Annotated in this window: 15 protein-coding genes; 10 read left to right on the top strand and 5 right to left on the bottom strand. The window is 50.2% G+C overall.

Annotated elements, in window-relative coordinates:
- Window positions 1-8 precede the first annotated feature (8 nt).
- On the top strand, window positions 9-521 hold the full coding sequence (locus H6A28_RS12200; RefSeq protein ID WP_204476010.1) for a hypothetical protein: 513 nt from the start codon (window positions 9-11) through the stop codon (window positions 519-521).
- 205 nt (window positions 522-726) lie between these two features.
- Window positions 727-1,251 carry a hypothetical protein gene (locus tag H6A28_RS12195; RefSeq protein ID WP_204480607.1) on the top strand — a complete coding sequence of 175 codons (525 nt, stop codon included), beginning with the start codon at window positions 727-729 and terminating at the stop codon, window positions 1,249-1,251.
- Between the two features lie 19 nt (window positions 1,252-1,270).
- Here H6A28_RS12195 and H6A28_RS12190 read toward each other — a convergent pair whose 3' ends face one another.
- Together H6A28_RS12190 and udk are read right to left on the bottom strand one after the other, a co-directional pair.
- Window positions 1,271-2,644, bottom strand: a complete 1,374-nt coding sequence (locus H6A28_RS12190; protein ID WP_204480605.1) for a transglycosylase SLT domain-containing protein — start codon at window positions 2,642-2,644, stop codon at window positions 1,271-1,273.
- Complete coding sequence (udk, locus tag H6A28_RS12185) at window positions 2,641-3,252, bottom strand: uridine kinase (protein WP_204480604.1); 612 nt, start codon at window positions 3,250-3,252, stop codon at window positions 2,641-2,643. The genes H6A28_RS12190 and udk overlap by 4 nt, the downstream gene beginning before the upstream one ends.
- A 70-nt stretch (window positions 3,253-3,322) precedes the next feature.
- Between udk and H6A28_RS12180 the strand changes: the two genes are divergently transcribed.
- From H6A28_RS12180 to hisB, 6 genes are all read left to right on the top strand, one after another.
- Window positions 3,323-3,622, top strand: coding sequence for a Dabb family protein (locus H6A28_RS12180; protein WP_204480602.1), 300 nt, complete (start codon window positions 3,323-3,325; stop codon window positions 3,620-3,622).
- 19 nt (window positions 3,623-3,641) lie between these two features.
- A complete protein-coding gene (locus H6A28_RS12175; RefSeq protein WP_204480600.1) occupies window positions 3,642-4,127 on the top strand; it encodes a PaaI family thioesterase in 486 nt (161 codons plus the stop codon).
- A gap of 257 nt (window positions 4,128-4,384) precedes the next feature.
- Window positions 4,385-5,236 (top strand): ATP phosphoribosyltransferase, encoded by an 852-nt coding sequence (hisG, locus tag H6A28_RS12170; RefSeq protein ID WP_204476015.1) that lies wholly within the window; start codon window positions 4,385-4,387, stop codon window positions 5,234-5,236.
- A gap of 30 nt (window positions 5,237-5,266) precedes the next feature.
- Window positions 5,267-6,550 (top strand): histidinol dehydrogenase, encoded by a 1,284-nt coding sequence (gene hisD / locus H6A28_RS12165; protein ID WP_204480598.1) that lies wholly within the window; start codon window positions 5,267-5,269, stop codon window positions 6,548-6,550.
- Window positions 6,547-7,596, top strand: a complete 1,050-nt coding sequence (gene hisC / locus H6A28_RS12160; RefSeq protein WP_204480597.1) for a histidinol-phosphate transaminase — start codon at window positions 6,547-6,549, stop codon at window positions 7,594-7,596. Before hisD ends, hisC begins: the two co-directional genes overlap by 4 nt.
- A complete protein-coding gene (hisB, locus tag H6A28_RS12155; RefSeq protein WP_204476018.1) occupies window positions 7,593-8,717 on the top strand; it encodes a bifunctional histidinol-phosphatase/imidazoleglycerol-phosphate dehydratase HisB in 1,125 nt (374 codons plus the stop codon). Before hisC ends, hisB begins: the two co-directional genes overlap by 4 nt.
- 81 nt (window positions 8,718-8,798) lie before the next feature.
- Here hisB and H6A28_RS12150 read toward each other — a convergent pair whose 3' ends face one another.
- The gene (locus H6A28_RS12150; protein ID WP_430622434.1) at window positions 8,799-9,413 is read right to left on the bottom strand and encodes a DUF4923 family protein; all 615 of its coding nucleotides are present in this window, start codon (window positions 9,411-9,413) and stop codon (window positions 8,799-8,801) included.
- Window positions 9,414-9,486: 73 nt separating this feature from the next.
- Window positions 9,487-10,341, bottom strand: a complete 855-nt coding sequence (gene nadC / locus H6A28_RS12145; RefSeq protein ID WP_204476020.1) for a carboxylating nicotinate-nucleotide diphosphorylase — start codon at window positions 10,339-10,341, stop codon at window positions 9,487-9,489.
- A 95-nt stretch (window positions 10,342-10,436) separates the two neighbouring features.
- On the opposite strand from nadC, the gene rlmH reads away from it, so the two are divergent.
- A complete protein-coding gene (gene rlmH, locus H6A28_RS12140; RefSeq protein WP_204480595.1) occupies window positions 10,437-10,910 on the top strand; it encodes a 23S rRNA (pseudouridine(1915)-N(3))-methyltransferase RlmH in 474 nt (157 codons plus the stop codon).
- Between the two features lie 5 nt (window positions 10,911-10,915).
- Here rlmH and H6A28_RS12135 read toward each other — a convergent pair whose 3' ends face one another.
- A complete protein-coding gene (locus tag H6A28_RS12135; protein WP_204476022.1) occupies window positions 10,916-11,806 on the bottom strand; it encodes a glucosaminidase domain-containing protein in 891 nt (296 codons plus the stop codon).
- Between the two features lie 142 nt (window positions 11,807-11,948).
- Between H6A28_RS12135 and cdd the strand changes: the two genes are divergently transcribed.
- Window positions 11,949-12,431 (top strand): cytidine deaminase, encoded by a 483-nt coding sequence (gene cdd / locus H6A28_RS12130; RefSeq protein ID WP_204480593.1) that lies wholly within the window; start codon window positions 11,949-11,951, stop codon window positions 12,429-12,431.
- Window positions 12,432-12,580: the final 149 nt, after the last annotated feature.

Below are 12,580 nucleotides of genomic sequence, written 5' to 3'. Positions count from 1 at the left end.
AAAAAACAATGTTCACATTATTAATTCTCATTATTGTTGTATTAGTCATATCCACCACATACATCAGACACAAGCAGGAACAAATTGTCAATTTGTCTCAAAAAGAATTGTTGGAAAAGCACCGGCATGCCTGTGCCATTTACCGGGGATGGCTGATATTCGCCATCTTGCTCTTTGTAGGAGGCTATCTGCTATCGGTCTGTTATCCCATGTACGAAACGGAAGAATATGAATATTGGCTTTTCGGTACACAGAAGGGAACACGGGAAGTCCTGACAACCTCTGCCTGGTGGTCCTACATTCTAAGAACACTCGGTGTCTTGATAGGTATTCCTGTATCGATTGGGTTCTTCGACCGTTGGAATGCCATTAAAAGATATAAAAAAATGTCACTCCATGAATTTTCAAACCTCCAATATACCACTCAACAAAATATTGACGAACAAGATCAAGAGACCAAAAAAGTCAAAAAGGTCAACCTCATTCTCAAAATCTTAGGAAAAATCATTTCTGCCGGATAAGCCTATCCACCAGGAGATAGATTCTATCAGAAGAATTATGAACGCATCGTTCACTCTATCACTATGAAAATGGAAAGGAAGAATCGTACCAAAAACAGCTTATTTGATACGATTCACCTTTCCTCTTCATTTTATCTAAAACAAGCTTCTACATATTCTTCCATAAATACGATATTTACAAAAAGAACATTTAAATAAATGCACTATGAATAAAGCCATCTTATCTGTTTGGAAAAAATTCCAATTCAAACACAACATTAAAAAAATCCGTACAACCATTGTTTCGTATCTCACGGATGAAGGTATTCAAAATGAAATAGTAGAAGGAAACATCCAATTCACTTATGAAGACTACAAATATTCCGTTGAGTTCAGATTGAACGAGGAATACCCCTGCTGCTACATTGATTTCCAACTTGCAGACGAAGATTATCAGAAACTGAATCTCTCACAAAAGACTTTCATTGCAGACAAAGTAAATACAGACGAAATCAGACATGCCGTTGTGAAGTGTTTCAATGATCAGGTAACGGTAGATACCCATTTCTATTTCACCAACAAAGATATGTTGCTGACTCTATTCTATACATATTTCACGGACCTGAAATCAACGGTAGATGCCATGCTGGAAATAACCATTGATAAAATACAAGAAAACGAAGGGAAAAAACCGATTGGATTCAGCATACCCCCCAAAGACTCAAAAGCAGAAAACGCTCAAGCCATATAATACTTTCACGCAGAGCCTCCTATTTCTTGATTTTCCGTTTGTAAAGCTCCGTCCGCGCCAGAATCTCCCGCACGAACTCATAAGTATCACTGCCGCGGAGATAACCATTCTTGCAGACAGGGTCCTGATAGTATTCCTTGTTGCTCTTAAGCAGCATATAATGGGCCACGTGGTGTTCCCACAGGTAACGGTTGCGCCCATACTTCTCGGCCAGGGCCATAGCATCGGTCACATGGCCTATTCCGCAGTTGTAGGCGGCCAGGATGAACTTTTCCTGCTCCTCCTTGTCGGTTACTTTGCTGAACGTGCGCTGCATTTGAGCGATGTATCTCACCGCGGCCTTGATGCTCTCTTCCGGGTCCTGCTCCTTACCGGGCGGCACCCCCATGGCACGAGCCGTAGCAGGCATCAGCTGCATCAACCCCCTGGCACCGGCCCAAGAGATGACATTCGGATTGAAGTTCGATTCCGTATAGGCCAAGGAGGCCAGCAGTCGCCAGTCCCACCCGATTTCCTTGGAATAGCGTCGAAACAGTGCATCGTAATGGGAAATCTTGCCATCTTTTACGGAAAGGATGGACCCGTGCGAAGGACGCTTGGCCAGTTCGAAATAACGGCGGGCACTGGCTCGGAACTCCGGTGAATTGATGTTCTCACGGTGCCACTTATCAGCCGCGGCGGCCAGCTGGGGCGAGGTCTTGCGCACGGCCCACGATGAACGCTGGTCAAAGCTGATGGCCAGCTTGATGTCCAGCACCGGATAATAAGTTCGGTTGATTTTGGCGATTTCGTCGGTGGCCACCGTATAGTCGATACGGCCCTCCGCCACCCACGTAATCAGGTCTTCCGACGAGACACTGTCGGAGGAGACCTCACAGATGTCGATGCCACCTCCTAACTCCCGGTTCAGGTTCTCCAGCCGGGTGCGGTATTTTCCGGAATTGACATAGACCTTCTTCCCCACCAGTTCCGTCACGTCCTTCAGGGCTTCCTTTCCGCGCCGTTGCACGATGACCTGGCGGGTGATGTCTTCCTCCCCGCAATAAATCAGACTGTCTTTCAGGGCGTTGGTCATGATGAGGTTATAGGCCACCAGGTCGCCTGCCCCACTGAGCAGACTGTCCACCAGCCCTTCTTCGTCTTTCACCACCTTCACCTTCAGGGTCACGCCGAGCGACTTGGCAAACTGCTGGGCCAGTTCGTACTGGAATCCCATGGGCTCGCCGCGATAATTAAAGTACGACACGGAACTGTTGACCGTGAGTACCACCAGCTCTTTCTTCTCCAGTATCTGCGGCAAGTCAACGGCCACTTCCTCCGCCTTCTTCTCCGACTGACAGGAAAAGAGCAGCAGCACCATCGCCCCTACCAGACATCCGATCCAGGTTTTCATCGGTCGACAATTTTTTCGATATACATTTTCAAAATCTCAATGGCTTTTTCGTTATGTCCTCCCTGCGGGATAATCAGGTCGGCAATCCGCTTGGCCGGCTCGATGAACTCCAGGTACATGGGTTTCAGCACCCGCACATAACGGTCCATCACGGCCTCCGCCGTACGGCCACGTTCAATCACATCCCGCTGGATGACGCGAATCAGACGTTCGTCAGGGTCGGCATCCACAAAGATGCGCAGGTCCATCTGCTTGCAGAGACGCCGGTCGCTCAAGGCAAGAATTCCCTCGATGATGACCACCTTGCGCGGCTCCACATGAATAGTCTCTTTCTGGCGGGTACAAGTCAGGTAGGAATACACGGGCTGTTCGATGGCTTCCCCCCGGCGCAGCATATCCACATGCTTCGAGAGCAAGTCCCAGTCGAAGGCAGAGGGATGGTCGAAGTTGATGTTCTGCCGTTCTTCCACCGGCACATGGCTGCTATCCTTATAATAAGAGTCGAGCGGAAGCACTGCCACTTCGTTTTCCGACAGACTTTCTACAATCCGTCGCACCACAGTTGTTTTCCCGGAGCCTGTTCCTCCTGCAATTCCAATAATAATCATAACTTGTTTCAATAATTAATTTCTATATTTGCAATACACAAAAATAGTAAAATCATAAAAACAAACAAACATGGTCAAACACATTGTTCTATTCAAACTGAAAGAATCTCTTGCTCCGGCAGAGAAAACCGACATCATGTACCGTTTCAAGGATGCTATTGAAGCCCTTCCGGCTACCATTTCTTTTATCCGCGACATCCATGTGGGACTGAACGAAAACCCGGCAGAGACATGGGACATCTGCCTGGACAGCAGTTTCGACACCCTCGACGACGTAAAAGCCTATTCTATCCATCCGGCCCACGTGGCTGCAGCGGGTATTCTGAAAGAGGCCAAGGAAAACCGGGCCTGCGTGGACTATACCCTCTAACCTTCCAACCTCGACGCACATGGAAAAGATTATCAATCCCTGGGAAGGAATAGAAGGATACTTCTGTTTCGGATGTGCTCCCCACAACGAGGACGGACTGAAAATGGAGTTTTACGAAGACGGAGAAGAGATTGTGTGCCTGTGGAAACCGGAGACCCGCTTCCAGGGCTGGGTGAACACCCTGCACGGGGGCATACAGGCCACAATGCTCGACGAAATCTGTGCCTGGGTCATCGCCCGCAAGATGCAGACCTCGGGGGTGACTTCCCGCATGGAAACGCACTACCTGAAGCCGGTACATACCACCGACTCGCATCTCACGCTCCGGGCCCGGCTGAAAGAAGTAAAACGGAACTTCGCGTTCATCGAAGCGGCTATCTTCGACGAGCACGACCAGCTTTGCACCAAAGCCGTGTGTACGTATTACCTCTTCTCGAAGGAAAAAGCGGAAAAGGAAATGTGCTTCAAGGGCTGCTATACGGAAAAAGAGGTGGAGAATTTATAAAACTGACAGCAAAACCGACTTTTTTCTGATAAATATTTGCTTTTTCAAATCTTATCTTATAATTTTGTCGCAACAAAAGAAAGAAAATATGATTTTAAACACTGTACATCATCGCCATCATCATTTCCTAACGGTTCACACGGTAGGCTGAGAAGGCGTGTAGTTACAGAGAAGAGATAAGATAACAAAAAGGCTTGCCGTTAGGAATCATCCTCGGTAAGCCTTTTTTATTTGGACACTTTTAACCGAAAAAGAACATGTTAAGAATTGCCGTACAATCCAAAGGGCGTTTGTTTGAAGACACAATGGCCCTATTCACAGAAGCCGACATCAAGCTGTCTACTTCCAAACGTACTTTGCTGACACAATCTACCAACTTCCCCGTGGAGGTGCTCTTCCTGCGCGATGACGACATTCCGCAGTGCGTGGCCAACGGCGTGGCCGACCTGGGTATCGTAGGAGAAAACGAGTTCGTGGAACGTGCCGAAGAAGCTGAAATCGTTCACCGGCTGGGATTCAGTAAATGCCGTCTCTCGCTGGCCATCCATAAAGAAACCGAATACAACGGGCTGCAGTGGTTCAACCACAAGAAGATTGCCACCTCCTACCCGCACATTCTGAAGAACTTCCTGGACGAGCAGCAGATTGAGGCGGACATCCATGTCATCACAGGCTCGGTGGAAATATCTCCGGCCATCGGATTGGCAGATGCCATCTTCGACATCGTCAGCTCGGGCTCGACCCTCATCAGCAACAATCTGAAAGAAGTGGAAGTGGTGATGAAGAGTGAGGCCTTGCTTATCGGCAACAAGAACCTGTCGGCAGAAAAGAAGGAAATCCTTCAGGAGCTGTTGTTCCGCATCGATGCCGTGAAGACAGCCGAAGACAAGAAGTATGTGCTGATGAACGTGCCTACTGACAAGGTAAATGACATCGTGGAGGTACTGCCGGGCATCAAGAGTCCCACCATCATGCCGCTGGCCACGGAGGGATGGAGCAGCATCCACACCGTCATCGACCAGAAACGTTTCTGGGAAATCATCGGCAAACTGAAGGCCATCGGGGCACAGGGTATCCTGGTGCTTCCCATCGAGAAAATGATACTTTAACCGTTGAATCATTTCACACCAAATGCTACTATGAACATCATTACTTATCCTGAGAAAAGTACATGGGCCGACTTGCTGAAACGGCCTACTCTCCAGACAGAATCGCTGCGGGAGACGGTACTCGAAATATTGAACCGCATCAAGTTTGAAGGCGACAAGGCCGTGCGGGAGTATGAAGAGAAATTCGACAAGGTACGGCTGGACTCCTTGCAAGTAAGCGAAACGGAAATCGCCGAATCCGACAAGAAGGTCAGCATCGAACTGAAAGCGGCCATCACACTGGCCTACAAGAACATCCACACCTTCCACGCGGCACAGGTGTTCCAAGGGAAAAAGATTACCACCCTGCCGGGCGTCACTTGCTGGCAGAAGGCGGTCCCCATTGAGAAGGTGGGACTGTACATTCCCGGCGGAACGGCTCCCCTCTTCTCGACCGTGCTGATGCTGGCCACTCCGGCACAGATTGCGGGCTGCAAGGAAATCATTCTCTGTACCCCACCCAATAAAGAAGGAAAGATTCATCCGGCCATCCTGTATGCCGCCAAACTGGCGGGTATCAGCCGTATCTTCAAGGCAGGGGGCGTACAGGCCATCGGAGCTATGGCCTACGGCACGGAAAGTATTCCGAAAGTATACAAGATATTCGGTCCGGGCAATCAGTATGTCACGGCGGCCAAGCAGCAGGTTTCCCTGCGCGACGTGGCCATCGACATGCCGGCAGGTCCGTCGGAAGTAGCGGTACTGGCCGATGAAACCGCCAACCCGACCTTCGTGGCAGCCGACCTGCTTTCCCAGGCGGAACACGGCGTAGACAGTCAGGCCCTCCTGATTACCACGAGCGAAACCTTACTAAAAGCGACCATGCAAGAGGTAGAACGCCAGTTGGACGTGTTGCCGCGTAAGGAAATCGCCAGCCGCTCCCTCGCAGCCAGCAAACTGATTCTGGTAAAAGACATGGACGAGGCAGTGGCCATGGTCAACGAATATGCACCGGAGCACCTGATTATCGAAACCAAGGACTACCTGGAAGTCAGCGAACGGATTGTCAATGCAGGCTCTGTATTCTTAGGATATTATTCGCCGGAAAGTGCGGGCGACTATGCTTCGGGCACCAACCACACGCTGCCGACCAACGGCTATGCCAAAGCGTACAGCGGGGTAAGTCTGGACAGCTTCATCCGCAAAATCACATTTCAGGAAATCACGCCCGAAGGCATCGCCATGATTGGCCCGGCCATTGAGGTGATGGCGGCCAACGAGCAGCTGGACGGCCACAAAAATGCAATCTCCGTACGTTTAAAGAAAGAATCATGAAACCATTGAAAGAACTTACGCGGCCGAACATCTGGGCCTTGAAGCCTTACTCTTCGGCACGCGACGAATATAGCGGAAAAGAGGCATCGGTGTTTCTGGATGCCAACGAGAATCCTTACAACACTCCCAACAACCGGTACCCGGACCCGCTGCAACGGGAACTGAAGGGACTGATCGGGCGTATCAAGAAGGTATCGCCCGAGCATATCTTCCTGGGCAACGGCAGCGACGAAGCCATCGACCTTCCTTTCCGGGCGTTCTGCCGTCCGGACATTGACAACGTAGTGGCCATCGAGCCGACCTACGGCATGTATCAGGTCTGTGCTGATGTCAACGACGTGGAGTACCGCAAGGTGCAGCTCGATGCGAATTTCCAGTTCAAGGCTGCCGACCTACTGGCGGCTGCCGATGAGCATACCAAACTGATTTTCCTCTGCTCGCCCAACAACCCGACGGGCAACAACTTGTGCCGGGAAGAGATTCTGACCCTGCTCCGGCAGTTCGAAGGGCTGGTCATCGTGGACGAGGCGTATGCGGATTTCTCCGACCAGCCGTCGTTCTTGCAACAGCTCGACGAGTTCCCGAACCTGATTATCCTGCAGACCTTCTCAAAGGCCTGGGGCTGTGCGGCCATCCGTCTGGGCATGGCGTTCGCCTCCAAGGAAATCATTGATTTGCTGAACAAAATCAAGTATCCTTACAATGTGAACCGGCTGACACAGCAGGAAGCCATCCGGATGATTGAAAAGCATTATCAGGTACAGCAATGGGTGGCTTCCCTGTTGAAAGAACGTACCCGCCTGATGACTGAATTTGAGAAACTTCCGTGCTGCGAGCACATCTACCCCACCGATGCGAATTTCTTCCTCACCCGGGTGAGCAATGCCAAGAAAATCTACGACTACCTGGTAGACAAAGGCATCATCGTCCGCAACCGGAGCAACGTGGCCTTGTGCCACAACTGTCTGCGCATCACCATCGGTACGCATCCGGAGAATGATGCGCTGCTGGAGGCCCTGAAAAACTACAAGGAGGACGAAGCATGAAAAAGAAAGTCTTATTTATCGACCGCGACGGAACCCTCGTCATCGAACCGCCCGTAGATTATCAGTTGGATGCCTTCGAGAAGCTGGAGTTTTATCCCAAGGTGTTCCGCAACCTGTATTTCATCCGGCAAAAACTGGATTTTGAGCTGGTCATGGTAACCAATCAGGACGGACTGGGTACGCCTTCTTTTCCTGAAGAGACTTTCTGGCCCGTACACAACCTGATGCTCCAGTCTTTCAAGAACGAGGGCATCGAGTTCGACAATATTCTGATTGACCGGAGCTTTCCGGAAGACAATGCGCCTACCCGCAAGCCCCGCACAGGCATGCTGACGGCTTACCTGCAAAATCCGGACTATGACTTGCCGGGCAGCTTTGTCATCGGCGACCGGGCCACGGATGTGCAACTGGCCCAGAACCTGGGCTGCAAGGCCATCCTGCTGCAACCGGATAAAAGTATATTGGCCGGCAGCGGACTGGAGGACACTTGTGTGCTGGCCACCACCGACTGGGACCGCGTGGCGGAGTTCCTCTTTGCCGGCGAACGAATCGCAGAGGTGTGCCGGAAGACCAAGGAAACCGACATCCGTATCCGCCTCAACCTGGACGGCAACGGCACCTGCCACATTGACACGGGACTGGGTTTCTTCGACCACATGCTGGAGCAGATTGGCAAGCATGGCGGCATCGACCTCGACATACACGTGGACGGTGATCTGAACGTGGACGAGCACCACACCATCGAAGACACGGCCATCGCCTTGGGAGAATGTCTGTATCAGGCCCTCGGAAGCAAACGAGGCATTGAACGCTACGGCTACTGCCTGCCTATGGACGACTGCCTGTGCATGGTGGCTCTCGACTTCGGCGGACGGCCCTGGCTGGTATGGGATGCGACCTTCACCCGCGAAAAAATCGGCGACATGCCTACCGAAATGTTTCTTCATTTCTTCAAGTCGCTGAGTGACTCGGCCCGCATGAACCTGCACATCAAGGCAGAAGGCACTAACGAGCACCACAAGATTGAAGGTATTTTCAAAGCACTGGCCCGCAGCATCAAAATGGCTGTGCGGCGCGACATCCATCATTTTGAGATTCCCTCCAGCAAGGGATGCATCTGAAAACAAAAAAGAAGCATGGATTCCGAGAGAAATTCTCTCCGCATCCATGCTTCTTCTTTTCTTATTCGTCTACAAACAGAGTTACTGCTTTGTCAACTGTACCCCCAGTTGTAAGCCATCATACTGCCCTAACAGCGAGCTGGCTGTACTGACAGCCGAATTAGAAGACTTGCTGGCTACCGCACCCGTAATGGTTTGTGCCAACGACATCAGCTTGTCGGCCTTGAACAGCAGACTCATCGTATTGCCGGTAAGCCCTTTGGAAACCGTAGCATTTACCTTCAATCCCAGACGTGTTTTCATCGTCAACTCCTTGGTGTCGGCATTATAGCTGTAAGTACCGCTGACTGTTTTTCCACCGATGACAGAAGTATACGTACTGTCTTCATTGAAAGTATAAGTAGCCCCCTCTTTGAATCCTAACTTTTCCAGTACACCGCTCATTTTTTCTTCCACTTTCTTGGCTGCCACTTCACCACCAGCTTTGGCCAGCAGATTGTCGCTTTCAAACTTACAGTCAGGTCCTGAATAAGCCCAGGTACCCGTCAGAGAAGTACTTTCACCAGTCACTTTATTGGCTACAGCACCTACCACACCCGAAAGAATTGATTTCAGGTCTTGTGCCATTCCATTGGCTGTTCCAGCAAAACACAATGCCAGAACCAGCATACTTTTCCATAAAATACTTTTTTTCATCATTCTCCTCTATTTTTAGTTGGTAGTTACTTTATTCAAAGAAGCGGCAGACTCATTTTCTGTCACTACAGCTTCAACAAGCCTTGAAGCTCATATCCAAACCTTTGACAGAATGGGTCAACGCACCCACGGAAATATAGTCTACTCCACACTCCGCATAGTCGCGCAGCGTGTCAAACGTAATGCCACCGGAAGATTCCAGTTCCACACGTCCGCCCACCATTTCCACGGCCTTGCGGGTATCCTCCGGCGTGAAGTTGTCGAGCATGATACGGTCTACTCCACCCAAGTCGAGTACCTGTTGCAATTCGTCGAAGTTGCGTACCTCGATTTCAATCTTCAGGTCCTTGCCTTTTTCCTTGCAGTATTCCTTGGCACGAGTAATCGCCTTGTCGATGCCACCTGCGAAATCCACATGGTTGTCTTTCAGCAGAATCATGTCGAACAGACCGATACGATGGTTCACACCTCCACCGATTTTTACCGCCATTTTTTCCAGGATACGCATGCCCGGAGTCGTCTTACGCGTATCGAGCACCCGTGTCTTGGTTCCTTTCAGGCGTTCCACATACTTGTGTGTCATGGTCGCAATACCGCTCATACGTTGCATGATGTTCAGCATCAGGCGTTCGGTCTGCAGCAAAGACTGCACCTTGCCTTCCACTACCATCGGCACATCCCCCGGTTTGACGTGTGTACCGTCCTGCATGAATACGGTCACCTTCATGTCCGGGTCGAAACGATGGAACACTTCCTTGGCCACTTCAATGCCGGCCAGGATTCCTTCTTCCTTAATCAGCAGTTTCGACTTACCCATGGCATCCGCCGGAATACACGACAATGTAGTATGGTCCCCGTCGCCTATATCCTCTGCAAAAGCGAGGTCAATCAGACGGTCAATCAAATCCTTTACAATTTTTTCGTCCATTTTGTTCAAAATATTAGGTGATATTACATGTAGCAAAGGTAATTATTATTCATATCTTTGCAAAGACAACCCGTTTTAATCAAAGAAAAAAAGATATGAAATTTACCCTACTTGTGGTCGGCCGGACGGTCGAAAAGCACTATATCACAGCCATCAACGACTATATAGAACGCACCAAGCACTACATTTCGTTCGACATGGAAGTGATTCCCGAACTCAAGAACACCAAGAGCCTCAGCATGGACCAGCAGAAAGAAAAAGAAGGCGAAGCCATCCTGAAAGCCCTTCAGCCGGGCGATGTGGTGGTACTTCTCGACGAGCATGGAAAAGAATTCCGCTCCATCGAGTTTGCCAACTGGATAGAGCGGAAAATGCATACGGTGAACAAGCGGCTGGTGTTTATCATCGGCGGACCCTACGGATTCTCTCCGGCAGTCTATCAAGCTGCACAGGAAAAGATTTCCCTATCGAAGATGACCTTCTCACACCAGATGATACGGCTTATCTTCGTGGAACAGCTTTACCGGGCCATGACCATTCTGACCAACGGCCCCTATCACCACGAATAAACCGGTCAGCGCAGCCGCAGAATGTCGCCCACCTTCGGAGCCGGGGCATCCGGTTCCATTTTATTCAGTTTGTACAAGTTCTTCAAACGAATGCCGAACTTCTGCGAGATGGAGTACATGGAATCGCCCTGACGTACCACGTAGACGATGTATTCCTTCGTAGCCCGGCGACGTTTCTTCTCCAGATACACGATTTCACCCCCTGTAAATTCATAATCCTTGGGCAGTTCATTGTAAGTGCGGAGTTTCTTTTTGCTGATGCCCAGCTCATCCGAAAGCGACTTGAATGTATCTCCCCGACGGGCGATGATGTACACCATGTCGTTGGCCAGATACGGCTGATGCGGGTTGGGGAACTCCTCGGCCCATTCCAGTCCCTTCTTACTGTCGTAGCGGTCCAAGTCATACAGTTCGATGATGTTGATCAGCCGGTCGGCATAACGCGGGTCGGTAGCATAACCCGCCTTTTTCAACCCACGGGCCCATCCCTTGTAGTCCGTAATCTTCAAACGGAACAAAAAAGCATACCGTGCCCCGGTACGCAGGAACTTGGAATGGTCACGATAAGAATCCTTGGCATGACGGTAAGCCCGGAAACATTCGTTCGGGGCATCGTCATCGGCACGCACCGTACGTCCGTCCCAGCTCCGTCCACACTTGATACCGAAATGGTTGTTCGACTTGCGAGCCAGTTCGCTCCGTCCGGCCCCTGATTCCAGCAGTCCCTGTGCCAATGTAATACTGGCCGGGATGTGATAACGCTTCATCTCTTCTACCGCAATTTTGTGATACTGGCGGATGTAATCTTCGTACGCCTTGTTCCTCCGCTGGGCTGCTCCCAAAGAAAGCACCATCCCCACCAGGCAGAACACCAAGATATATCTTAATGATTTCATGCGATTCTTCTTTACAGTTTTCGTACAAAGATAAGCGATTCAACACAGATGCCTTACGGGCAAAGGCTTAAAAATACAGAAATGAAGGGAGAAAAGCGATATTTATACTATATTTGTTTACTGAACCACAAAAACAACCGCCATGAAAGAAATTAAACTGGAAATTTGCATCCACTCTTTGCAATACGAAGAACTTACCCCGCAAGACCGGGAGCTGATCGACAAGGCCAAAGAAGCCACTTCACGCAGTTATGCCCCCTACTCCAAATTCTCAGTCGGTGCCGCCGCCCTGCTGAAAAACGGGGTTATCGTCACGGGAACGAATCAAGAAAACGCCGCCTATCCTTCCGGTCTGTGTGCCGAACGCACGACCTTATTCTATGCCAACTCCCAGTATCCCGACCAGGCGGTGCTGACACTGGCCATTGCCGCCCGCAACGAAACCGGCTACCTTGACACGCCGATTCCTCCCTGTGGAGCCTGCCGCCAAGTATTACTGGAAACGGAACAACGCTACCGGCAGCCCATGCGCATCCTGCTGTATGGCGAGAAAGCGATTTACGAGGTGAACGGTACGAAAGACTTACTTCCTTTGTCATTCGGAGGGGAATTCCTGACCAAATAAGAGGCCTTTTAAGGGCATGAAAAAAGAGGCTGTCTCAAATTGAAATATAATTTGAGATGGCCTTTTTTGTGTCTGCAAAAAAAATCGGGCAAGCCCAAACTTCGCTCAGTCAGGACTTGCCCGTCTCCCTAATTTTTCGTATCTTAGGG

Source organism: Bacteroides mediterraneensis, from assembly GCF_016900355.1.
In the GTDB taxonomy this organism is placed as follows: domain Bacteria; phylum Bacteroidota; class Bacteroidia; order Bacteroidales; family Bacteroidaceae; genus Phocaeicola.
Note: the sequence above shows the minus strand (reverse complement) of the source record. Positions and strands in the feature narration are given on the sequence as shown.